This is a genomic window from Streptococcus dentasini (assembly GCF_053206945.1).
This window is the reverse complement of sequence record NZ_JBRUHS010000002.1, coordinates 1-23,974: the sequence shown is the minus strand read 5'-3', so window position 1 is coordinate 23,974 and position 23,974 is coordinate 1. Positions and strand designations below refer to the sequence as shown.

Here is a 23,974-nt window from a genome sequence, read left to right as displayed (position 1 = left end):
GAAAGCCAGCCAGCAGTGGTTCATTGGTGCTAAAGCACCTAATGAACTGTGCAGGGGTAAGACTTCTTGGCCTAGCCAACAAGTCTTACTCCCAACCACTGCGTCAAGAGCTTATTCCAAAACAGAAATGTTGGACAAGTTTTTGTCCAGCCTCGTTTGGTAACAAGTGCAGAGCACCTAGATAACAAGCCTCTGCCGTATCTTAGTAAAAGGAGAAACATTTATGTCTACATTTTCTATTCATACTATTGAAACAGCTCCGGAAGCTGTTCAAGACACATTAAGAACAGTTGAAGCGGACAACGGCGGCTATATTCCTAACTTGATTGGTCTGTTGGCTAATGCCCCGACAGCCTTGGAAACTTACCGTACAGTAGGAGAAATTAACCGCCGTAACAGCTTGACACCGACAGAAAGAGAGGTCGTTCAGATTACAGCTGCTGTGACTAATGGTTGTGCCTTCTGCGTAGCTGGTCATACAGCTTTTTCCATTAAGCAGATTCAAATGGCCCCTGATCTATTGGAAGCCCTTAGAAATAGTACTCCTATTGATTCAGAACCTAAACTGGATACCTTGGCTAAATTTACCATTGCTGTTATCAATACTAAAGGTCGTGTCGGTGATGAAGCATTTGCTGATTTTCTGGAAGCTGGCTACACACACGAAAATGCCCTAGATGTTGTTTTAGGGGTTAGTCTCGCAACTCTTTGCAACTATGCTAATAATATGGCAGATACACCAATCAATCCTGAATTGCAGCCCTACGCAAAATAGCGACTGCTCTGATGACGTTTGCTTTGTAAGCTCAATTTCTAACCTCTAACCCATTGGTTAATTAGAGCGGTTTTGCCACATCAAACTTGGTTAGTCGATTTTACTAATCAAACAGAATTAATGGGGGAGGTAGCCAATTCACTCTAGTAATTGGCGTTTGGTAACAAGTGCAGAGCACTTAGATAAGAAGCCTCTTCCCTATCTTGAGAATTGAACCCGCCTACGACTCTGTGAAATTAGACTCGCCCTCCTAGAATCTTCGGGGATTCTTCGTCAGGCTCCCTAAATTTCTTTGAGTCGCTTAACGGCTTGGTATCTTGATAATTGAACACGGGCTGCGGCTTGTGCAAAAAAGATAGTTTCTTCCTAGACGCAAGCGTCTTCGTAGAACCTCCTATTTTTGCTTAATCCGCAGACGCCCTTGGTATCTTGAGAATTGAACCCGCCTACGACTCTGTGAAATTAGACTCGCCCTCCTAGAATCTTCGGAGATTCTTCGTCAGGCTCCCTAAATTTCTTTGAGTCGCTTAACGGCTTGGTATCTTGGTAATTGAACCCGCCTACACTCCTGTGGAATTAGATAAATGCCGCTCGATTCTTAATGAATCGTCACTCCATTTCCTAAATTCCTTTGGAGTGCTTAACGGCTTGGTATCTTGGTGTAAGGAGACCTTATGAGTTATTTTTCAAATGATTTTATTAGTTGGTTGGATGACAATGCTGTTGCTCTCGACCAGCATTCAGGTGCTTTGGCTGACAGTCTCTTAGAACGTATTGCTGCTCAAGGCGTTTTTAGGATTGGCGTCCCTAGGGAATTGGGAGGTATGGGAGGAAGCTACCAAGATGTTATTGATGTATTAACAGAACTGAGCTATCATTCTTTAACAGCTGCTTTTATCAGCTGGGGGCATCGAACCTTTATTGAAAATATTTTAGCCAGTGATAATCCTTATCCCAGAGAGACTTGGTTGGATGATATATTAACAGGAAGGGTATCTGCTGGTACAGGGCTGTCGAACTGTGTCAAATACCTTTCAGATATTGAAGAGCTCGAAGTTAAAGTTATTGAAGAAGATGGGCATTACTACCTTCACGGACGTCTACCTTGGGTGACTAACGTCCGCTCAGATAACTATATTGCGGTTTTTGCTGCAGCTTATGATCAGAGCGATGAGCGGCCACCTTTAATTTTAGCTGTTCCTAAATCCGCTGGTATTAAGCGTTCACAAGATTTGGAATTTATTTCTCTGCAAGGGGCTAACACAGCCGCCTTGACCTTTAATATGATCCCCCTAGATGAAAACTGGGTATTGTCACGAGATGCCAAGCGATTTATAGCAGAGACTCGCTCTGCCTTTCTAGGCTATCAGTTTGGTCTGGCATTTGGTTTAGCTCAGCGCTCTTTGACTGAGGTCGAAACCAATCTTTCTGCTAACCGATTGGTACTGCAAGATAGTTACCAAGATACATTGGCTGAACTCAATCGCATTAAGACTCATCTCTACAGTGGCTTAGAGAGCCCTGCCTATTTTTTGCAGCACGTTCGTGAACTTTTTCAACTGCGTATTGATATTGTTCAGGTGGTGGCTGACAGCCTGCTTTTGGAACTTCAGGCCGTAGGCGGACGCGGTTATATTAAGGCGTCAAATTCTAGTTTTGCCAGACGTTGGCAGGAGGGGGCTTTTTTGCCTATTGTTTCTCCTAGCGCTGTACAATTGCGTCATATTTTAGCGACTTAGTTTATCTCAAAACAGTAAAAGTTTTTTTACAATTGCAATCTGGTCAGTCCTGATAGGGGCTGATTTTTTAATTAGCTGCTCGCTTCATATCTTCTAAAAAATGCTATAATAGTCATACTATGGCTAAATCAAAATCGAAAAAATCAAACAATAAAACGAATAATCAAGGTAGGAAAGACAAGCGCCCAACTAAGGCAGAGCGTGAACGTAAAAAAGCCATCAGAAAAATGCTTGTGGCTTTTTTGACCGCTTTTGTGCTCTTCTTTGCGATCATCCGACTGGGAGTCTTTGGTATAACAGCTTATAATCTCGTTCGTGTCCTCGTAGGAAGTCTAGCCTATCCAGCAATGTTTGGACTGCTCTTTTATCTCTTTGCTGGTAAGTGGTTGCAAAAGCGTGTCGGTTTTATGTCAGGATATATCTCAGTTATGGCAGGTCTGATGCTGATCTTTCATGCCTACCTCTTCTCTATGGAAGTCATGAAAAAACGGGACGTTTTGGCAGGAACCTTTCGCTTAGTAACAGCTGATTTAAAAAATGTTGCCGTGACTCATTTCATGGGAGGCGGCCTGATTGGTGCTCTTATTTATAAACCTGTAGCCTTTCTATTTTCTAATATTGGCTCCTATTTAATCGGTGGTCTCTTGATTATCCTTGGTCTTTACCTGATGAGTTCATGGGATGTCTATGATGTCATGAATTTCTTTAAGCGCACAGGCAGCAGTCTCAGCGATCGGATTGATCAGACCAGTTTGCAAATGGAAGCCCGTCGTGAGCAGAAGCGCAGAGAAAAAAGGCAGTCTAAGCAGACAGCAGCCCAGCAAGAAGTAGAAAAAATGGATGTGGATGCCGAATTTGATTATCAAATCGATCCCCAAACAGGCGAAATTCTTTCGGATGACAGCCCTCTTGCTTCAGCAGCATCGGCCAGTGAACCAGTAATTTTAGGTGGATATGATGAAGCTGAAGACGAGCCAGCTTATTCTCAGCAGGATTTTAAAAACTATCATTTCCCTTACCCAGATGAAGAAGTGGAGGTGCCTCGGGCCGATCAAGCTTCCTCCTCTCCACAAGAGCAGGAAGACGCCCAAACTGATGAACCCGTTGAAGTAGACTTCACCCCCAAACAAACCCTCCTCTACAAGCTGCCTACTATTGATCTTTTTGCACCCGATAAACCTAAAAATCAGTCTAAGGAAAAGAAGATTGTCCGTGAGAATATCAAGATTTTGGAAGAAACCTTCGCCAGTTTTGGAATCAAGGCTAGTGTTGAGCGAGCAGAAATTGGACCTTCAGTCACTAAGTATGAAATAAAACCGGCCGTTGGAGTCCGTGTCAACCGTATCTCTAATCTTGCCGATGACTTAGCTCTTGCGCTTGCCGCAAAAGATGTGCGGATTGAAGCGCCAATTCCTGGAAAATCACTGGTTGGTATTGAAGTGCCGAACTCTGAAATCGCCACAGTCAGTTTCCGTGAGCTCTGGGAACAAGCCAAGACAGACGCTAATAAGCTTTTAGAAGTGCCTTTGGGAAAGGCTGTTAACGGTACTGCTCGCAGCTTTGATTTAGCCCGTATGCCTCACTTGCTGGTGGCTGGATCGACCGGCTCTGGTAAGTCTGTAGCGGTCAATGGTATCATTGCTTCTATCCTAATGAAGGCTCGCCCCGATCAGGTCAAATTCATGATGATTGATCCTAAGATGGTTGAATTATCAGTTTACAACGATATTCCCCACCTCCTCATTCCAGTTGTTACCAACCCGCGCAAGGCTGCTAAGGCCTTGCAGAAGGTTGTAGATGAGATGGAGAATCGTTATGAACTCTTTAGCCATGTTGGTGTCCGTAATATTGCAGGTTACAATGCTAAGGTAGAAGATTTTAATGCGCATTCTGATGAGAAACGCATCCCCCTGCCCTTGATTGTTGTTATCGTTGATGAGTTGGCAGACTTGATGATGGTCGCCAGCAAGGAAGTTGAAGATGCCATTATCCGTTTGGGACAAAAAGCGCGTGCAGCTGGTATCCATATGATTTTGGCCACCCAGCGTCCCTCTGTTGATGTCATCAGCGGTTTGATTAAGGCTAATGTACCTTCCCGTATTGCCTTTGCCGTATCCTCAGGTACTGATAGTCGGACGATTTTGGATGAGAACGGCGCAGAAAAATTGCTTGGTCGCGGAGATATGCTCTTTAAGCCAATTGACGAAAACCATCCTGTCCGCCTGCAGGGCTCCTTTATTTCTGATGATGATGTTGAACGCATTGTCGACTATATTAAAGAACAGGCAGAAGCAGATTATGATGACAGCTTTGATCCAGGTGAAGTATCCGAAACAGACGGTGATTTATCTGGAAGCAGTGAAACTGCAGACGGTGATCCCTTATTTGAGGAAGCTAAGGCTCTCGTCTTGGAGACACAGAAAGCCAGTGCCTCCATGCTGCAGCGCCGTCTATCGGTTGGCTTCAACCGTGCCACGCGTCTAATGGAAGAACTAGAAGAAGCTGGCGTCATCGGACCAGCTGAAGGTACTAAACCACGCAAAGTTTTAATGACCAATCAATAAAAAGAGAGCGGTACAACCTCAATCGCTGATTTCTGGTTGTCTCTCTCTTTTTTCTTTCTTAAGGTTTCAAGAAAATCAAGATAAATTAAAGCTATAAAAGAAAGTTGGTTTCAACGGTTTATGAGTGAGAGTAGCAATAATCGTGCGCAATAGCCTGCCAAACGCTTGAAGGTGAGGAATCAAGATGATCAACAGCTTTTTTATGATTTAAAGTAAACCGAAAAATGCTTCAGTTTAATTAAAATCAATCTGCAAGAGTTTGCTCTGTTCACAGGCTTCCAGAGCTAATCGCTGTCCCTTATGAATTGCTAACAAACTATCCTTTTTAAGCTGTATCGCTTGATGGTCTAAGCTAACTAGGAGCTGCCCCTCTAATACCTGTAGCAGCTTATCTCCTGTACTGACCTCTTCGCTGATGTTTTCCCCCTTATCAAAAGCATATAGAGTAATCGTCTGATCGAGCCCGAGTTTTTGGCTGAGTGAGCGGCTGGCGATCTGCTGTTTGTAGTAGCTTACAAGATGAGAAAACGACTCAATCATGATCAGCCTCCGGCTTAACAACAGTCAGCAGCATCTGGAAGGCTTCCTTGGCAAAGAGGGCGTGAGGGATCTCAGCAGGCATAAGAATAGATTGCCCAGCGATGAGTTCAAAGTTCTTATCAGCAATTGTAATCGTAACCTTACCAGACAAGACCTGAACCAAGGCATCGCCTGGTGAGGAGTGGCGGCCAATCTCCTGTCCCTTATCCAGAGAAAAGAGTGTCATACCGAGATCTGGTCGCTGAACTAAGGTTTTACTAAGTATCTGTTCCTCAGCGATAGGAACTTCCTTACTTAAATCCAGAATATGTGCAGGCTCTAATTTATCAATATAACGCATAATATTTCCTCCTTATTTTTGACTGGCTACAGCGATATAACGCAGGTCTTTCCCTGTTTGGTTAAAAAAATGATACATCTTCCAAAATTGCTGACGATTTTCCTTTTTCATGCCTCGGTAGAAAATTTTGCAAGTCCCCCCAAGACCCTCGTCTCTGATCATCCCTGACAGAGACATCAGGGACATTTGGCCGTAGGTTGCATGTACTTGTCTAAACCCCATTTCCTGATAAAGATTTTTCCAGTCATCAACTTGAAGGGGCTGGACATTAGCATTAATGGTAGTTCTCAGCTTTTCTAAAGTCTGTTCCAACCGAGGATCCTCATAGGCAACATCATGTGTCAACAACAGGCCTCCCGGTTTTAGGACACGTCTGTATTCCGTGATTGCCCGCTTCTTGGCTTTGCCTTGGAGCATGGTCAGCATAGCCTCGTTGATAACAATGTCAAAAGAGTTATCACCAAAAGGCAATTTCATAGCATTAGCCTCTTGGACCTGAATGAATTCCTCAAGACCAGCCTGAGCAACAGCTTTTTTGGCTTTTTTTAAAGCCTCAGTATCGGTATCAACTCCTCTGACATGGCAGCCATAAGTCTGAACCAAATCAATAGCAGTCGTTCCCTGATTGCAGGCAACTTCTAAGACCTCTTTGTCTTTGCTGAACTGCCCCTGTTCCATTAGCCAATTAGTGGCTGTAACCCCGCCAGGACGCAGCCGCTTCTTGCCAAGTCTAGCTAAGAAATGATGTCCTAGTTCTTTTTGTGCCATTTGCCTTACTCCTTTATTTAAGATACTAAGAGCCAATTTGCCTTGCTTATCCTATCCTACAAATGAACGGAACTTGGTTCAGTCTATTTCTGAATTCACAAGTTCTCCCAAGACTTTTGGTTTATGCAGGATCGCAGACATACTCAGTTTGTAGAAAATAGGTTTTGGTTTAGACCTTCATTCTAACAAAAAGAAGTCAGCCCAGTAAGCATTTACTGGATAAATCTATTCATTGGAATCATTACAAAAAAACTATGGGAAAGATCAACGATGTAGATTAAAAGCATTACAATAACATAGTTGCTACTAAACGAAAGTTTATCACAACAGAAATAGCTGTTCCTCATAAGTCTTAAATTTTTTTCATCGTTCATTGCAAGAGGCCATACATTATGCTAGACTAAAACCATCTTAAAACTTATAGAAATTATAGCATAAAGGGGATTATTTTATGGTTAAAATGGTTTTAGGCAGCTCAGATGACCAAGCCTCGTCGGTGGCCAGTCTAGTCAAAAATTATATTGCAGGTTTTAATAGCCTTATCAGCGCCATAGATGGTTTGGCCAATGCGGATAGTTTAGCGGGTGAGGCTTACACCAATGCCAAAACTTACGGCAGTACGGTCATTACCCCACTGGCTAAAGCCTACATTCTCTTAGCTGAAGCGGCTGAAACTGACACCAAACTCTTACCGGACAGGTATCGCTCAGATGTGGGCGAAGATGAGTTATCCGATGACACGGAGATCCTGTCGGCGGAGATAGAAGCTCTAGATAGTACGATCAGTGTCAACACTTCCCTTTTGGAGGGGATGGCGTCTGACGATCCCAATAGGACAACCGCAGAGAGCGCCGTGAACAGTGATACAGCGGAGCGGGACAAACGGCAAAAAAAGCTGGATAAGATTAATGCTTACGATGCAGCTTCGTCGGGTTTCTTTGACGATATTCCTGCTTTGGAGAGTGCGGTAACGACAGGTTTAGCCCAGTTGCAGGCGGGAATTTCTAGTTTTAACGGGACCTTCACCATTCCCAGTGCGGAGAGCTTGAGCTGGACAGAGACGGTTAATACCACTTGGGACAACCGCCAGTTTGCCAAGGATTACGGCATCAAGCGTCCGGAAGGGATGACGAATACCGAGTTCCAAGAGTATGTTAGCACCCTTCGGACTCAGACCCAGACCTTAGAATCAGACGGCTGGACTAAGAAAGCCATCAAGGACGGCTATATTGCCAAGGTTAATTCCTCCTATGATCCCAATAGCGGAAAGACGATTGGTGCCCAACTGGGTGAGTATCTCAATGATGCTAGGACCTTTGGCAGCGAGACCTTCCAGAAGATGTGGGGGATTGATTATCAGACGGCCAAGAACCATAAAGATTCGGCGGCCGCTGAGAAGCTTCTGGGGATTGCCATGAAGTATACGGGCATGCCAGGTGAGCTTGATGGCAGTGCCGAGCAGACACAGGCTATTTTGGACAAGATGTCCGACAGCCTAGCGCCAGATGATGACTTTTGGGATGACTTTGCAGGGACCGTGCAGGTGGCCTATCCTGATAAAAAAGGTGCTAACGCCTTAGGTGATAAAGGAGGCAATGAGGCACTGAAACAGAAGGTTCATCAGTTCCGCTACGTAATTTCGCAGCAGCAGGTGCAGTATATTCGGGATTGGGCGATTAAGGAATACGGAGCTGATCAAGCTGAGCGCATGACCGATAGGGATAAATTGGCAGCATACTTAAAGAATTCCAAGGATACACAATATACTACTACCTCTGAATCAGCACGACTTCATAATAAAGGAAGCTATTATGATAATGAGATGCACTATCCTGACAATAATGAAGATCAAGCTAATTATAAAGTACTTATAGGTAAAGGTCACCATAGCGAATTTATTCTTGATGAGGATGGTAATTTTGTTTCTGAATTAGAAACTGAAAATCGGACCGAAAATGATGTGATCAATGGCTCCAGCTTTAACTACGCGGATTTTCAACAGGATAAAGCTGATGAAGATGACGGCCCTGCTAAACAGAAGGGCTATGTCTCATCCCATGAGCGCTTAGATATGAATACTCCTAAACAGTGGGATCCGAAGTTTAGAAGCGAAAAAGCAGAGGGTTATGAATCGCCTAATAAAGCGAATAAAAATGACAAAGATGCGGCTTCTAACTATAAGGATGGAACGAAATACGATTATAGCTATTATAATGAAGATGGCTTTTATTCCCAAAATGGAAAAAGTTCTGAAGAACGCTCGCAAGAGTATTCTGCAGATTTTGCTGAGCAAGTTGGAAGAGATGAAGGAGAATAGCTATGAAAAGGCGAGTAACATTTCTTTTAGGATTTTTAACTATCTTATTTTTCCTCCTTCTAGTTGTTTTTACGATTAACCATAGTGATGATCATACTTATAAAACGGATGCAACAAATTCGTCATCTAACGTCAAAAGAAATATAAATGTAGCCACTTCTTTAAAAATAGGTCAAACCTATAGAGAGGTTTATAAGGGTAAACATGAGACTTCTACCTATTTTAAATTAGTGGATAATAAAAATTGGGTTATGTTTACTGACGATGGCTCGCAATATAAAAGTGAGGAAGACCTAGATGAAGCAGGAAATAATGAAGAGGCAAAGGTTTATCCTAATCTAAGGCTTTCGTTAGGAACTTATAATAAAAAAGGGAACACTTATTATTTAAGCGAAACTGAACATAGCTATCTTATGTCTTTTGAAACAGTGACAGATTTTAAAAATGGGAAGTACTTTAATATTAAGGAACAGTTACAAACTTCAAGTAAGCGGAGTATCATTCTAGGTTCCAAAGGATACTATTTGAAAAATAGCAGAGGCTACAATTATTTTTTTATAAAATCTGATAAGAGTATTCCTAATTCATATAATGATTTTTTGTCTCAGTATACAAAAGTAAATCAAGGGAATTAAACTATTGTTTCTATGTCTGCTCCCAGAAGCTGTATAGAAGATCAAGGATAAACTGGTTGCCTATGCGGCTGATTCGGATGCCAAAGTTTTCTCCGCTGAACAGCAGGTGCAGTATATTCGGGATAATTACCGAGAAAACGGGATGACAGATGAACAGGCCTTAGCCAAATATCTGGCCGAACGGGATATAAAATACAGTTCCGATAGTGAGTCACCACGTTATCATAATAAAGCAAAATATGAGAATGGTCAGTGGATATATCCAGATGACAATGCCAATCAGTGCAATTACAAGGTGCTAATCGGTGATGGACGGCATGGAGAATTCATCATTGACGATCAGGGTAATTTCGTGTCAGAGCTGGATACTGAAAATCGGACCGAAAATGATGTGATCAATGGTTCCAGCTTTAACTATGCGGATTTCCAACAGGATAAAGCCGATGAAGATGACGGCACTGCTAAACAGAAAGACTATATTTCATCTCATAATAAATTAGATGTTAATACACCTAAAGTATGGGATCCACAGTTTAGAGAAGAGCAAGCAGATAACTATATCTCCCCTAATAAAGCAAATGAAGGAGAAAAAAATTGGGAAGATAGCTTCAAAAATTCAGAAGGAAATTATGCCAAAGATGGCAAGAGTGTCAAAGAGCGAACTGATGAAGCTGCTAAAACATTCAACGAGATGGTTGATAGTTATGAGGAGTAGAATGATATGACAAGAAGACGCATGATGATTATCTTATTGACACTTGTCTTACTTTCCTTATTTGGAAGTATGATTGTAGTAGTTCAAACCCAGCAGGCTAAAACTCAACCTTCAAATTCTACTTCTTCTAGTTCTGCTACTTACAAAAAGGACTATGAAAAAGATATTAAGCTAGATCAAGTTTATGAGTATGAAGCACATGATGCTAAGAATATCATAGTGTTTAAATCTAATAACACTTATATATATATTCAAGATCGGGCTACTATTTATAAAACTCAAGCAGATTTAAATGAGGCTGGTAATGAGGAGGAGATGGCAGTAACTCCTGTTATTACCTATGGTACAGGAACCTATGAGTTTGTAGGAAATAACATAAAATACACCTCTGAAAAAACAATCTCAATTGGCTTTAGCACCGTGGCCAATGTTAAGGCTAGAAAATATTTTTCAAAAGAAAATGAAACTTTTCATAGTAAGGTCATTTGGACTAAAGAGAAAAAAGGATACTCAGTCAATTACAGAGATATTCGAAAATTATATAAATCTGATTATTCTATTCCGAATACTGAGGAAGAGTTTTTAGAGCGGTATACTTACGATCCTTCAACAAAAGACGATAGGTAATTTTATATCAAAATCTGTTAAGATTGAGCTAGGCCCACAGGGATACTTTTTATCTAGTGGTTCCAAACCTTATAAATATTATCATAAATCCAATAAGAAAATCCCAAGTACCAAGGAAGAATTTTTGAAACAGTACACCTATGTGCCTGAAACGAAAGATGATTGGAGACCTGGTAAAAACTAGAAAGATGATTAGTCAATAAATCTCCATAGCCTTAAAAGAGAGCATAAATGATAGACAGCATTGACAGTGCAACGCCGTGATCAGAGACGGTCAGGCCCTCTTAACTGAGCTGGAGACCATGCCCAAGAGCGGATCAGCGATATGCAGACGAGTCTTGGAATAGCCAAGCAGGCTAAGGCCAAGATTCAGGATAAGCTGGATCGGCTGCTGGCCTTTGACGCCAGCTCGCCCAGAATCTTTGAAGGCTTAGACCAATTGGCTGCTTCCCTAAAAGCGATGAGTCAGCTCACGCAGGCTGTTTGGAATCCGCAGACGAAAACATTTGCCAGCGTTGAACTAAGGGGTCTCGATCTGATGAACAGCAGCCAGTTTCAAGAGATCACCAAGAATGCTGTTTTTGTGGTGATGTATGATGTCAAGCGCCCAGAAGGGATGTCGGATGCTGATTTTCAAGAGTATGTTAGCACCCTTCGGACTCAGACCCAGACCTTAGAATCAGACGGCTGGACCACTAAGGCTATTAGGAACGGCTATATTGCCAAGGTTAATTCCTCCTATGATTCCAATAGCGGAAAGACGATTAGTGCCCAACTGGGTGAGTATCTCAATGATGCTAGGACCTTTGGCAGCGAGCTCTTCCAAAAGATGTGGGGGATTGATTATCAGACGGCCAAGAACCATAAAGATTCGGCGGCAGCTGAGAAACTTCTGGGGATTGCCATGAAGTATACGGGCATGCCTCAAGAGCTTGATGGCAGTGCTGAGCAGACACAGGCTATTTTGGATAAGATGTCCGATAGCTTAGCCCCAGATGATGACTTTTGGGATGACTTTGCGGGAACCGTCCAAGTGGCTTATCCTGATGAAAAAGGTGCTAACGCCTTAGGCGATAAAGGCGGCAATGAGGCACTGAAACAGAAGATTCATCAGTTCCGCTATGTCATCTCAGCCCAACAAGCGCAATGGGTCCGAGATAACTATAAAAAGGATGGTATGACGGATGAAGAGACCCTAGCTGCTTACTTAAACGATGGTCACAAATCCAATTACGATTTCGATGATACCGCCCGCCTGCATAATAAAGTTTCTAAAAAAGGTAGCTATCCTGATGGTAAGAAACAGGTTAACTATAAAATCTTGTCTAAAGATTTCCACACAGAGTTTATCATCAGTGAAGACGGTAGTTTTGTCAATGAAATTGACCCTGAAAAGGATGCTTCAGAGAACCAAAACGGTGTGGTCAACGGCGCTAGCTTTAATTATGCGAATGATGGCGATAAAGAAGGTCACAATCGCTGGGATGTTAATACCCCTAAGCAATATGATCCAAAATTTAGGAAGGATATTATTGACAACGGTGGGGATAAATTTCAAGCACCTGGACAGGATAGCTATCATAATTCTACGGACGAGATATATAGATTTGGGGATAAATCCACCTATGATAGAGAGCAAGGACAGAAAGATAAGTTTAAGGAGAAGGTAGGTGAAGAATGAAAAAATATATTGTTATTTGTATGGTACTCTGTACCTTCTTATTAGCAGCGTGTCAGGCAAAAAGTCCAAAAAATTCTTCTAAGCTTAAACAATCAGAAACTGTGCGCTTAGAAAAAGCTAAGACATTAGAAGTTGGTGTCACTTATAAACTTGGAGATGATTTTAATGATTTGAATACTTTTTACGTGAGATTGACTGACGACAAGCATTATGTTTATATGATCGATGAAAGTCATAATACATTAAAAGAAATTAAAGAAAGAAGCGAAGATGGATATGCTTTCTATCCTTATATTTTATTTACGGAGGGTCAGTATACTAGGGATGGGGATCGTTTAAATTTGATACCTACGAAAACTATGGATGTGGAGTTTAAAGATCCTGATCATGTTAAAGACAAAATTATCGCTTCTAAGAGATTAGAGGAAGGGGCGAACTCCGGCAAAACAGTCACAATTGTCAAAGAGGATGGCGGCTACGTCGAAAGTAATCAGGGTAATTCCCTCTCTCTTTATAAAATAGATAAAAAACTCCCAAATTCAATTGATGATTTTTTAGCTCAGTACGACTATCAGCCAGAAGAGTTAGAGTGATTTTAAAGGCTCATCAGTTCCGCTACGTGATTTCGCAGCAGCAGGTTCAGTGGGTCAGAGATAACTATCGTCAAGAAGGCATGACAGATGAACAGGCCTTAGCCAAATATCTGGCCGAACGAGATATAAAATACAGTTCCGATAGTGAGTCACCGCGTTTGCATAATAAGGTAAAAAACGATTGAGGTAACTTAGTATATCCAGATGACAATGCCAATCAGTGCAATTACAAGGTGCTGATAGGTGGTGGACGCCATGGGGAATTCATCATTGACGATCAGGGTAATTTTGTGTCAGAGCTGGATACTGAAAATCGGACCGAAAATGATGTGATCAATGGTTCCAGCTTTAACTATGCGGATTTCCAACAGGATAAAGCCGATGAAGATGACGGCACTGCTAAACAGAAAGGCTATGTCTCATCCCATGATAGATTAGACGTCAATACGCCTAAACAGTGGGATCCTGAGTTTAGAAGAGAACAATCAGAAGATTATGCTTCTCCTAATAAAGCAAATGAAGGAAAAAAAGGGTGGAAAAGAAGCTTTAAAAATCCAAAAGGGTACTACGCAAAAGATGATAAGAGTGCTAAAGATCGAACTGACGAGGCAGCTGAAGCATTCAATGAGATGGTTGATGGTTATGAGGAGTAACTGCGATGAAAAAGAAATTGGCAATAAGTATTTTATTAGTAGCAATTTTGTTAGGAGCTATCAGTATGACTGCCTTAGTGATGCGAAATAACAAGCAGTCCTCGCATTCAGCCCCTCCCAGCTCTTCCTCTCATAAACAGGAAAGTTATGAAAAAACAATTGAGTTGGATCAGGTTTATAAAGAAAGTGATACTTACGCTACTTACTATAGAGTATTAAAATCTGATGGAACCTACATTGTGGTTCAAGATCGTGCTAATATCTATAGGACTCAAGCAGATCTAGATAAGGCAGGAAATGAAGAGGAAATGGCAGTAACTCCTAGTATTCATTATCGTACAGGAACATATAAAATTAATGGAAATGATATAAAATATACATCAAATAGCTCAACTGCTATTTATTTTAGTACAGTTGCTAATGTCAAAGATGGGAAATATTATTCGATAGAACAACAAAATCATAACAGTAACACTGTGTGGACAAAAAAGAAAAATGGATACAATACTAAAGAGAATGTCGTATTAAAATTATATAAATCTGATTATTCTATTCCGAATACTGAGGAAGAGTTTTTAGAGCAGTATACTTACGATCCTTCAACAAAAGACGATAGGTAATTTTGTGTCAGAACTAGTACTGAAAATGACGGTAGCTATTAAAAGAGTGGTAAAAGTAGTCTAAAATTAGTAAAAAACGAGCAAATCTTTTGATAATATGCTCGTTTTCTATTTACTTAATTGTCCTTATTCAGCCATTCTTGGTATTTTTCCACAAGATTGACGGCATACTGGGTAGCCAAAGCCAGTGAGAAAGCTTCTGTCCCTTCTGTTTCTTCGTTGGCAACCTCAATTTTGGTTTCATTGTAGATAGCCTTCAAACTCTCTTTGGATAGGGTATCTTTAAAAGCCTTAAATCCTTTATGCATAAATTCAACTCCATTCTAATGTAAAAAATATTAAGACATTAAGCTAGGTAGCTTTACTGTAGATACAAGGAAAGCTGACCGCCTCTCAATCTTTTTAGTCCGAAATTTCTTTTAAGCTTCCTAGTGTTATTATAGCATGAAAAAATTTCAATCTCTTGGTAAAAACTGCTTTTTTCCTGTTCAAGATATCTAGGGGAGAAAAAATTTTCCAGCAGTTGACTTTACAAATTCCTTGTCTGTCTGATATGATGAAATCATGGTTCAATCATACAGTAAAAATGCCAATCGCAATATGCGTCGTCCTATTGTCAAAGAAGAAGTCGTTCAGTACATGCGCACTCATCAGAAACAGGAAACAGGAGCGCTTGAAGATTTAGCAGCTTTTGCCCAAAAAGAAAATATCCCTATTATTCAGCCAGAAGTAGCAGCCTATTTTCGATTTCTTTTGCAGACTCTGGCACCGCAGTCAATTTTAGAAATAGGGGCCGCTATCGGTTATTCAGCTCTCTTGATGGCTGAATATGCGCCTCAGGCTGCGATTACTACAATTGAGCGCAATAAAGAAATGATCGATTTAGCTAAAACAAATTTTGCCTGCTATGATAAACGCAGACAAGTCACCCTCCTCGAAGGTGAGGCTGCAGACATATTAGCAACTCTAGAGACCCGATTTGACTTTGTTTTTATGGATTCGGCTAAGTCCAAATATATCGTTTTTTTGCCGGAGGTGCTCAGGCGACTTAGGGTCGGCGGTGTCATTGTGATTGATGATGTTTTTCAAGGTGGTGACCTCACACGTCCCATCACCGAGATCAGACGGGGCCAACGGGCTATTTATCGCGGTCTCCAACGGTTGATGGAGGCGACTTTGACTAACCCAGATTTGACAGCCAGTCTTCTACCTATCAGTGATGGTCTCCTCCTTATTCGTAAGAATGCCTCCGATGTAACTTTATCGGACTAGGCAAGATTTCTAAAAGTATGTTATAATAGAAAAGTTAACGTTTAGGGCGGGGAGCCCAAATATAAATAAGGAGTAACACATGGCTAGTAGAAAAGCATTTCAAGATGAAGTGAAAAATAAAAACCGACGTACTAAAAAAGACCAGCGCAAGAAAAAGAAAAAAACAGAAGGTAGTTTTTTCCATTCTCTAGCGACGATCTTTGGCAGTAAAGTCTTTAGAGGATTGGCTACAATTGTCCTAGCAGCAGCTCTGGGGGGAGCCGGAACTTACTTGTGGATGAACAGCAGACCGTCTGAGCAGACTGTTTTGGTTCGCATGAAGGGGAAAACCATCACTGTTGCTGATCTTTATGAAAGCTCTAAGGGTTCAGATGCTACGAAGACTGCCCTCTTGCAAAAGATCTTCTCAACGATGTTAGAGGATAAATACGGCAAAAAAGTTTCTAATGATACCGTTGATAAAAAATATCAGCAGTACGTTAAGCAGTATGGTGATCAGCTGACGACGCTTCTATCACAAAACGGTATGACAGCTGATACCTTTAAAGAAGGCCTGCGAGTTCAAGCCCTGCAAGAGTATGCTTACAAACAAGCTGCTAAAAAGGATTTAACTGATAAGAAATTACAGGAGCTGTACAAGGATTATACCCCAACTGTAACGGTTAGCTACATCCAAGTAAGCGACAAGGAAAAAGCTGATTCTCTCCATGAGCAAGCTACAGCTGACGGTGCGGATTTCAGTCAATTGGCTAAAGATAACAACGGTCAAGAAAATGTTGCTTTCGATTCGGGCGATGCATCATCTTCTAATGAATCGCAAAACCTTCCGCCGGAAGAAGTCCAAAAGGTGGCTTTCAAGTTGGATAAAGATGCTGTTTCGGATGTCGTTGAAGTTTCGGGCAATGATAGCTCCAAGAGCTACTACATTGTCAAGGTTACCGATAAAACAGAGAAGAATCCTGACTGGACAGCTTATAAGAAACGTTTGTCAGATGTCTACGTTAACAAAAAAGTTAGCGATAGCAGCTTTACAAATAAAGTCACAGCTAACTTACTCAAAGAGTACAACGTGACTATTGAAGATCAAACATACAGCTCTTTACTGTCTAACTACGGTTTAGACTCATCAGCATCAAGTTCATCTTCAAAAGCTAAATAAAATATCCAGCTTGAGATTTTATCGTCAAAGCTAGTAGGAATTGAGAATGGTTTCCCCTTAATACCAGTTCAGAAATCTGGCGGATGCTGCGAGCCAGACAGGTAGGGTGAGCTTGCTACTCAGTCTTAACAACTTAATAAACTCAATGAAGAATGACAAGTTCATAAAATGGAGGTGGTACCGCGGCTTAGCTCGCCCTTCTCTTAAAGTGGACTTGTCTTTTTATAACTTTTTATTATACCGAGGAGTTCTGTATGAAAACATTTCAAATTAAACAAAAGATGTGGTCTTTGGGTGGAAAATTTATTATCAATGATGAGCTGGGCATGCCCACCTATCAAGTGGAAGGCAGCCTCTTCAAAATTCCAAAGACCTTTACAATTGCGGATATGTCTGGAAATCAGGTAGGGAAAATTGAAAAGCGGGTGTGGGCCTTCCTTCCTAAATTTGATGTGAATCTAGCCAATGGACAAATTGTTACCATCAAAAAGGATTTTAGCTTTTTTAAACCCCATTATTCTCTCGAAAATCTGAATATGGAAGTTCAGGGCAACTTCTGGGATATGAATTTCAACCTGCTGCAAAACGGTCAAATCGTAGCTCGCATCTCACAGGAGTGGTTTCGAATGACCTCAACTTATAATATTGAGGTTTATAATGAAGCTTACTGTGACCTAGTCATCGCTTTAACCGTAGCGATTGATTATGTGAAAGCCCAAGAATCTGGGGTTGCAGCTAGCTCAGCCTCAAATTAACTAAGAATAGCTATATAGAAAGGTTATAAATTACCAATGAAACTATTAACATCAGCACAAATTCGTCAAATGTGGTTAGACTTTTGGAAATCAAAAGGCCACTCCGTAGAACCCTCAGCTAACCTAGTGCCGGTCAATGATCCCACTCTCCTCTGGATTAACTCTGGTGTTGCTACCCTCAAGAAATACTTTGATGGATCAGTTATTCCGGAAAATCCCCGCATTACTAATGCTCAAAAATCGATCCGTACTAACGATATTGAAAATGTCGGAAAGACAGCCCGCCACCACACCATGTTTGAAATGCTGGGGAACTTCTCAATCGGAGATTACTTCCGTGATGAGGCGATCGAGTGGGGCTATGAACTCTTAACTAGTCCGGACTGGTTTGCCTTTCCTAAGGAAAAGCTTTATGTGACTTATTACCCAGATGACAAGGCTACCTATAACCGCTGGATTGCTTGTGGTATGGAGCCTAGTCACATGGTTCCAATTGAAGATAACTTCTGGGAAATAGGTGCTGGTCCTTCAGGACCAGATACCGAAATCTTTTACGACCGTGGTGAGGACTTTGATCCAGACCATATAGGACTTCGTCTTTTGGCAGAAGATATTGAAAACGACCGCTATATCGAGATCTGGAATATCGTCTTATCACAGTTCAACGCAGATCCTAAAGTTCCACGTAAAGAGTATAAGGAGCTTCCAAGCAAAAATATTGATACGGGTGCTGGCTTAGAGCGTCTGGCAGCAGTTATGCAAGGGGCTAAAACCAACTTTGAAACAGACCTCTTTATGCCTATTATTCGGGAAGTTGAAAATCTCTCAGGCAAGACCTACGATCCAGATGGCGACAACATGAGTTTCAAGGTCATCGCTGACCATATCCGTGCTCTTTCCTTTGCTATTGGTGATGGCGCTCTCCCTGGTAATGAAGGACGCGGTTACGTCCTGCGCCGTCTCCTTCGTCGTGCGGTCATGCATGGCCGCCGTTTGGGAATTACAGATACCTTCCTCTACAAACTTGTTCCAACGGTTGGTAAAATTATGGAATCTTACTATCCAGAAGTACTGGAAAAGCAAGACTTTATTGAGAAAATCGTTAAACGCGAAGAAGAGACCTTTGCCCGCACAATTGATGCCGGTAGCGGTCATTTGGAAGAGCTCCTAGCTGATCTCAAAGCGGCTGGTAAGGATACTTTGGAAGGTAAGGACATCTTCAAACTCTACGACACCTACGGATTCCCAGTTGAACTAACAGAAGAGTTGGCAGAGGATGCTGGTTATAAAATTGACCATGCTGGTTTCCAAGCTGCCATGAAAGAGCAGCAAGAGCGGGCTCGGGCTGCCGTTGTCAAGGGCGGTTCTATGGGGATGCAAAACGAAACCCTCGCAGGTATCGTTGAGCCATCAACCTTTAGCTATGAAAAGGAAGCCCTAGACAGCAAGCTTTCGGTTATCATTGTGGATAACGAGCGTGCAGACTCAGCAACTAGTGGTCAAGCCCTTCTCGTCTTTGAAGAAACACCATTCTATGCTGAAATGGGCGGACAGGTAGCTGACCATGGTGTCATCACAGATGCTGCTGGCCATGTCCTAGCCCGTGTGACAGATGTGCAAAAGGCGCCGAATGGTCAAGCCCTTCATACCGTTGAGGTTGAAGGCGAATTGACTCTCGGGACAGAGTATCACTTGGAAATCGACCACAAACGTCGCTATGCGGTTGAGAAAAACCATACGGCCACTCACTTGCTCCATGCGGCCCTTCACAATGTCATCGGTGAGCATGCGACTCAGGCCGGATCGCTCAATGAAGAAGACTTCCTGCGCTTTGACTTCACCCACTTCGAGGCTGTGAACGCTTATGAACTCCGTCGTATTGAAGAAGAGGTCAATCAACAAATCTGGAAAGCTATTGCGGTCAAGACGATTGAGACTGACCTTGATACGGCTAAGGAGATGGGAGCCATGGCTCTTTTCGGTGAGAAGTACGGCAAGGATGTTCGTGTCGTGGTTATCGGTGATTATTCTATCGAGCTCTGTGGCGGTACTCACCTGGGTAATACCTCTGAAATTGGGCTCTTTAAGATCGTCAAAGAAGAAGGAATCGGTTCAGGCACCCGCCGTATCCTTGCCCTGACCGGTCAACAAGCCTTTGAAGCCTTCCGTGAGGAAGAGGATGCCCTTAAGGCAGTGGCTGCGACTGTCAAAGCACCTCAGCTTAAGGAAGTCCCAGCTAAGGTGCAAAATCTGACCGAGCAAGTTAAAGATCTGCAAAAAGAAGTCGCAGAACTCAAAGAAAAAGCTGCTGCTGCCGCAGCAGGCGATATTTTCAAAGATGTCAAGGAGGCAAACGGCATCCGTTACATTGCTAGTCAAGTAGAGGTTTCAGATGCCAGTGCTCTTCGGACCTTTGCGGATAATTGGAAGCAAGCTGACCACTCTGATATTTTGGTCCTTGCTGCAAGTATTGGAGAAAAGGTCAATGTTCTCGTTGCCAGCAAGACCAAGGAAGTTCACGCTGGTAATCTCATCAAGGAACTGGCTCCAATTGTTTCAGGTCGCGGTGGCGGTAAACCAGATCTGGCTATGGCTGGTGGATCAGATGCCTCAGCTATCCAAGCTCTTTTAGCCGCTGTGGCAGATAAGCTCTAAGCTGAGTTAACTGCCTGTCTCAAATGCGATAGGAATAAAAAGCCAAGTTTGATTAAGCTTGGCTTTTTTGACTGTCGAAAACCACCAGTTATGTTAGTGGTTCTAAAGATCCTTGAGCCTAGTATTAAAACCTCAGTCTTCTATTAACCGCTTTTTTAGCATGGCTATCGAATCCCATTTACCTCTCTTTTATCGTCAGCCTGCCTGCGGCTGCTTGTAGTGGCGATTTTTACTATGTTTATAGCATTACTTGGAAATATCGTAACAATGAGATTTTAGTAAAAAATAACGAAGGTAGAATCAAGATTCTTCAGATCTAAGTTCAGGACTCTAAGACAAATGATGTCTCATAGTCCTTTTATACTGTTTGAATACAATAAAGAATGCTAAGTTTTATAGATTGGAAGGCTAGAAAAATACGCTTTTGCTTGTGCCTATTTTGCAAGAATTGGCACCAAAAGATTATAATAATCAAAAAAATATACTTATGATTTCATATAAATTAAAAGTATAACAAAAGTATTTCTTTAAAAGCGATTCTATGTTATAATGAAGCAGGCAAATTATGATTTGCTTAGAAAAATATTGGGAGAAAACAATGAAAGCAAAACAAGTTTACGGTTTTCGAAAAAGTAAGGTTGTGAAATCTCTATGCGGTGCTGTGTTGGGAGCCACAGCGCTGGTGTCACTGACAGGCTATAGAGCAGCAGCCGAGGAAGTATCGGAAACAACATCGACAAGCGGTGTTGACACGAAGGTTGTCGGGACAGCAACAGGCAACCCAGCGACTAATCTGCCGGAAGCCCAAGGGCCAGCCAGCGACCAAGCCAGCCAGAGTCAGGCCCAAGCCGGCCAGAACAATGGGGAGAAGCTGGTTGTAGAGACCCCGTCACCAGAATTGGAGCAGGCGGTTAAGGAAGCCTACCAAGCTGGTGTGACGGTTCAAGAAGAGGCTGATGTGGACGCGGGGACCGTTCAGACCTCAGAGCAAGCAGCTGCTAAGCAGGCGGAGATCGATGCGGATTATGCCCAGCAAGTAGAAGAAATTAAGACAACTTTAAAAGATTATTCAGCCTCTAAGGCAGTTTATGATATTGATAAAGCCGCTTATGATACGGCTAAGGCCAAGTACGATCAGGATAAGGTAGCCTACGATACGGCTAAGGCCAAGTATGATCAGGATAAGGCAGCCTATGATACGGCTAAAACCAAGTATGATCAGGATAAGGCAGCCTACGATACGGCCAAAGCCAAATATGATCAGGACAAGGCGGCTTATGCTATAGCCAAGGCCAAGTATGATCAGGATAAGGCAGCTTATGATGCTGCTAAAACAGAATATGATCGCCTCAAAGCAGCCTACGATATTGCTAAAACCAAGTACGATCAAGATAAAACTGCTTACGATGCAGCCAAGGTTAAATATGATCAGGATAAGGCAGCCTATGATACGGCTAAAGCCAAGTACGATCAGGATAAGGCAGCCTATGATACGGCTAAAGCCAAGTACGATCAGGACAAGGCAGCCTATGATACAGCTAAAGCCAAGTATGATCAGGATAAAGCAACTTATGATCTTAATAAGGAATTATACGACCAAGACGTCATTAAATATCAAGAGGCACTGGTAGAAGCAGAAAATAAGAAAAATCAAGATGGCTACCTATCTGTGGCAACGCCCCAACCTCTAATTTTTAAGCGTGAAGATAATGCCATAACGAGTCTAGAGCCTTCTGTAAAACAGTACACTAAGGACGAGTTAACAGATTACATTGCGGCTTTACCAATCGACACTCCTTCTAAAGAAATCATTGATATTATCAATAATATGGAGGATTTAGCAGATGGCACTAGAGTTGTTCTGAACAAAGGTGTTCCGCTTACTGTTACCTATACAAATCTTGAAAATTCAACTTTTGATGGTAAAAAGATCTCAAAAGTAACGTATACCTACACTTTGAAAGAAGCAAGTATTACTGGCGAGGTACTTCCTATAGTCTTATATAAGGATCCAACTAAAACCCTTTGGTATCCTGCTATGGGGGGAAGTGTTAAGATTAACATGGCCACAAAATTTTACGATGCCGACGGTCAATTGATTGATCTGACAGGCGGTTTGTTCAGCTTTTCTTCTTTAAACTCAGATTTAAAATCAGTAGAGTGGGTCTCTGGCTTTAATGGTGAGATGATCCCAATTTCAGGATCTGCTATTGTCCCCCATCCAAATGGCGATGTTCATGCTGATCACTCTACAGATTCTATAGCAGAAGGCTCACGCTTTGACTATGCTGAGTGGGATACAGAACTCAGTCCACTTAAATGGTATGGTGCTATTGTCGGTAAGGCTAATGGCAGTGATGTCAGCTTTGATATTGCGTCGACCGGACGTTATCTAGTTTGGTTTGCCTTTAACTCCGATATTAAGGCAGTTGGTGTTCCAGTGAAACCCATAGAGCCAGTAGCACCGACACCGCCAACTGAACCGACTGAACCAGTAGCACCAACCCCACCAATTGAGCCCGCTATTCCAGTAGAGCCGGTAGCGCCAACCCCACCAACCGAACCAGTAGCACCAACGCCGCCAACTGAACCAACTGAACCAGTAGCACCGGTTGTTCCGACACCTCCGACTGAACCGGTTGCACCGATTCCGCCGGCTGCACCAGTGGCACCCGCTGTTCCAACGGTTCGTTACCACTATGCGAGATATGCCATCCAGCCTCAGGTTAACAAGGCCATCACCAATAACGTAGGAGTCGATATCGACAAGACCCTGGTCGCTAAACAGTCGGTGGTCAAGTTCCAACTGAGAACGGCTGAACTGCCGGCCAACCGTGAGGAAACCACCTCCTTCGTCTTGGTCGATCCCCTGCCAAGCGGCTATCAGTTCAACCTAGAAGCGACTAAGGTGGCCAGTCCAGACTTTGAGGTCACCTATGACGCCCCCACGCATACCGTGACCTTTACGGCCACTGCGGAAACCCTTACCCAGCTCAATCAGGACTACACCAAGGGCATCACTGCCCCCGTCCCAACCATTGTCGGTCAGGTCATGAACGACGGGGCCACCTACGAAAATAACTTTACCCTAACGGTCAACGATGCTTATGGGGTCAAATCCAATATCGTTCGGGTCACTACCCCAGGGAAACCAGGAGACCCAGATAATCCCAATAATAACTACATCAAACCGCACAAGGTCAATAAAAATGAAAACGGCACCGTGATTGACGGCAAGACCGTCCTGGCTGGTTCAACCAATTTTTACGAATTGACGTGGGATCTGGATCAATACAAGGGCGATAAGTCTTCCCCAGATACCATCCAAAAAGGGTTCTTCTACGTAGACGATTACCCAGAAGAAGCTTTGACCTTGCGTCCAGAATTGGTAAAAATTACCGACGCTAAAGGCCAGGCTGTAACAGGGATCAGTGTCGCAGATTATGCCAGCCTTGAGGCGGCCCCAGAGGACGTTCGGGCCATGCTTCAAGCGGCTAAGATCACACCAAAAGGGGCCTTCCAGCTCTTTACAGCGGATGATCCGCAAGCCTTCTATGAGGCCTATG

General features: G+C 42.6%; 19 protein-coding genes and 1 pseudogene. 16 read left to right on the top strand and 4 right to left on the bottom strand.

Annotated elements, in window-relative coordinates; all coding sequences use genetic code 11:
- Nucleotides 1-223 precede the first annotated feature (223 nt).
- The 3 genes from ACVR1G_RS01575 to ACVR1G_RS01565 all read left to right on the top strand — a co-directional run bounded on the left by ACVR1G_RS01575 (nucleotide 224) and on the right by ACVR1G_RS01565 (nucleotide 5,078).
- Nucleotides 224-775, top strand: coding sequence for a carboxymuconolactone decarboxylase family protein (locus ACVR1G_RS01575; protein WP_447451475.1), 552 nt, complete (start codon nucleotides 224-226; stop codon nucleotides 773-775).
- Between the two features lie 674 nt (nucleotides 776-1,449).
- On the top strand, nucleotides 1,450-2,514 hold the full coding sequence (locus tag ACVR1G_RS01570) for an acyl-CoA dehydrogenase family protein (protein WP_447451474.1): 1,065 nt from the start codon (nucleotides 1,450-1,452) through the stop codon (nucleotides 2,512-2,514).
- 119 nt (nucleotides 2,515-2,633) lie between these two features.
- Nucleotides 2,634-5,078, top strand: a complete 2,445-nt coding sequence (locus ACVR1G_RS01565) for a DNA translocase FtsK (RefSeq protein WP_447451473.1) — start codon at nucleotides 2,634-2,636, stop codon at nucleotides 5,076-5,078.
- Nucleotides 5,079-5,312: 234 nt separating this feature from the next.
- Here the strand turns inward: ACVR1G_RS01565 and ACVR1G_RS01560 are convergent, their stop codons facing one another.
- The 3 genes from ACVR1G_RS01560 to ACVR1G_RS01550 are packed head-to-tail and all read right to left on the bottom strand — an operon-like array spanning nucleotide 5,313 to nucleotide 6,726.
- A complete protein-coding gene (locus tag ACVR1G_RS01560; protein WP_447451472.1) occupies nucleotides 5,313-5,618 on the bottom strand; it encodes a cupin domain-containing protein in 306 nt (101 codons plus the stop codon).
- Complete coding sequence (locus ACVR1G_RS01555; RefSeq protein ID WP_447451471.1) at nucleotides 5,611-5,958, bottom strand: cupin domain-containing protein; 348 nt, start codon at nucleotides 5,956-5,958, stop codon at nucleotides 5,611-5,613. The genes ACVR1G_RS01560 and ACVR1G_RS01555 overlap by 8 nt, the downstream gene beginning before the upstream one ends.
- A 12-nt stretch (nucleotides 5,959-5,970) precedes the next feature.
- Nucleotides 5,971-6,726: a class I SAM-dependent methyltransferase gene (locus ACVR1G_RS01550; protein ID WP_447451470.1), complete on the bottom strand. Its 756-nt coding sequence runs from the start codon at nucleotides 6,724-6,726 to the stop codon at nucleotides 5,971-5,973.
- A 451-nt stretch (nucleotides 6,727-7,177) separates the two neighbouring features.
- Between ACVR1G_RS01550 and ACVR1G_RS01545 the strand changes: the two genes are divergently transcribed.
- From ACVR1G_RS01545 to ACVR1G_RS01510, 8 genes and pseudogenes are all read left to right on the top strand, one after another.
- Nucleotides 7,178-9,043 carry a DUF3114 domain-containing protein gene (locus ACVR1G_RS01545; protein WP_447451469.1) on the top strand — a complete coding sequence of 622 codons (1,866 nt, stop codon included), beginning with the start codon at nucleotides 7,178-7,180 and terminating at the stop codon, nucleotides 9,041-9,043.
- A 2-nt stretch (nucleotides 9,044-9,045) separates the two neighbouring features.
- Nucleotides 9,046-9,678, top strand: a complete 633-nt coding sequence (locus ACVR1G_RS01540) for a hypothetical protein (protein ID WP_447451468.1) — start codon at nucleotides 9,046-9,048, stop codon at nucleotides 9,676-9,678.
- 106 nt (nucleotides 9,679-9,784) lie between these two features.
- Entirely contained in the window at nucleotides 9,785-10,393 is a 609-nt protein-coding gene (locus ACVR1G_RS01535; RefSeq protein WP_447451467.1) for a DUF3114 domain-containing protein, read from the top strand.
- A gap of 6 nt (nucleotides 10,394-10,399) precedes the next feature.
- Entirely contained in the window at nucleotides 10,400-11,020 is a 621-nt protein-coding gene (locus ACVR1G_RS01530; protein ID WP_447451466.1) for a hypothetical protein, read from the top strand.
- 325 nt (nucleotides 11,021-11,345) lie between these two features.
- The gene (locus ACVR1G_RS01525; RefSeq protein WP_447451465.1) at nucleotides 11,346-12,701 is read left to right on the top strand and encodes a DUF3114 domain-containing protein; all 1,356 of its coding nucleotides are present in this window, start codon (nucleotides 11,346-11,348) and stop codon (nucleotides 12,699-12,701) included.
- Entirely contained in the window at nucleotides 12,698-13,294 is a 597-nt protein-coding gene (locus ACVR1G_RS01520; RefSeq protein WP_447451464.1) for a hypothetical protein, read from the top strand. The genes ACVR1G_RS01525 and ACVR1G_RS01520 overlap by 4 nt, the downstream gene beginning before the upstream one ends.
- Nucleotides 13,291-13,947: pseudogene (locus ACVR1G_RS01515) on the top strand (DUF3114 domain-containing protein). The gene ACVR1G_RS01520 and the pseudogene ACVR1G_RS01515 overlap by 4 nt, the downstream one beginning before the upstream one ends.
- A 5-nt stretch (nucleotides 13,948-13,952) precedes the next feature.
- Nucleotides 13,953-14,567, top strand: a complete 615-nt coding sequence (locus ACVR1G_RS01510; RefSeq protein ID WP_447451463.1) for a PAS domain-containing protein — start codon at nucleotides 13,953-13,955, stop codon at nucleotides 14,565-14,567.
- A 116-nt stretch (nucleotides 14,568-14,683) separates the two neighbouring features.
- Here the strand turns inward: ACVR1G_RS01510 and ACVR1G_RS01505 are convergent, their stop codons facing one another.
- On the bottom strand, nucleotides 14,684-14,875 hold the full coding sequence (locus ACVR1G_RS01505) for a hypothetical protein (RefSeq protein ID WP_447451462.1): 192 nt from the start codon (nucleotides 14,873-14,875) through the stop codon (nucleotides 14,684-14,686).
- A gap of 256 nt (nucleotides 14,876-15,131) precedes the next feature.
- Between ACVR1G_RS01505 and ACVR1G_RS01500 the strand changes: the two genes are divergently transcribed.
- The 5 genes from ACVR1G_RS01500 to ACVR1G_RS01480 all read left to right on the top strand — a co-directional run.
- Nucleotides 15,132-15,839, top strand: coding sequence for an O-methyltransferase (locus ACVR1G_RS01500; protein WP_447451461.1), 708 nt, complete (start codon nucleotides 15,132-15,134; stop codon nucleotides 15,837-15,839).
- 79 nt (nucleotides 15,840-15,918) lie between these two features.
- Nucleotides 15,919-16,998 carry a peptidyl-prolyl cis-trans isomerase gene (locus tag ACVR1G_RS01495; RefSeq protein WP_447451460.1) on the top strand — a complete coding sequence of 360 codons (1,080 nt, stop codon included), beginning with the start codon at nucleotides 15,919-15,921 and terminating at the stop codon, nucleotides 16,996-16,998.
- Nucleotides 16,999-17,252: 254 nt separating this feature from the next.
- Nucleotides 17,253-17,753, top strand: a complete 501-nt coding sequence (locus ACVR1G_RS01490; RefSeq protein ID WP_447451459.1) for an LURP-one-related/scramblase family protein — start codon at nucleotides 17,253-17,255, stop codon at nucleotides 17,751-17,753.
- A 36-nt stretch (nucleotides 17,754-17,789) separates the two neighbouring features.
- The gene (gene alaS, locus ACVR1G_RS01485) at nucleotides 17,790-20,408 is read left to right on the top strand and encodes an alanine--tRNA ligase (protein WP_447451458.1); all 2,619 of its coding nucleotides are present in this window, start codon (nucleotides 17,790-17,792) and stop codon (nucleotides 20,406-20,408) included.
- Between the two features lie 598 nt (nucleotides 20,409-21,006).
- Nucleotides 21,007-23,974 (top strand): GbpC/Spa domain-containing protein (locus tag ACVR1G_RS01480; RefSeq protein ID WP_447451457.1); only part of this gene is annotated, 2,968 nt, incomplete at its 3' end.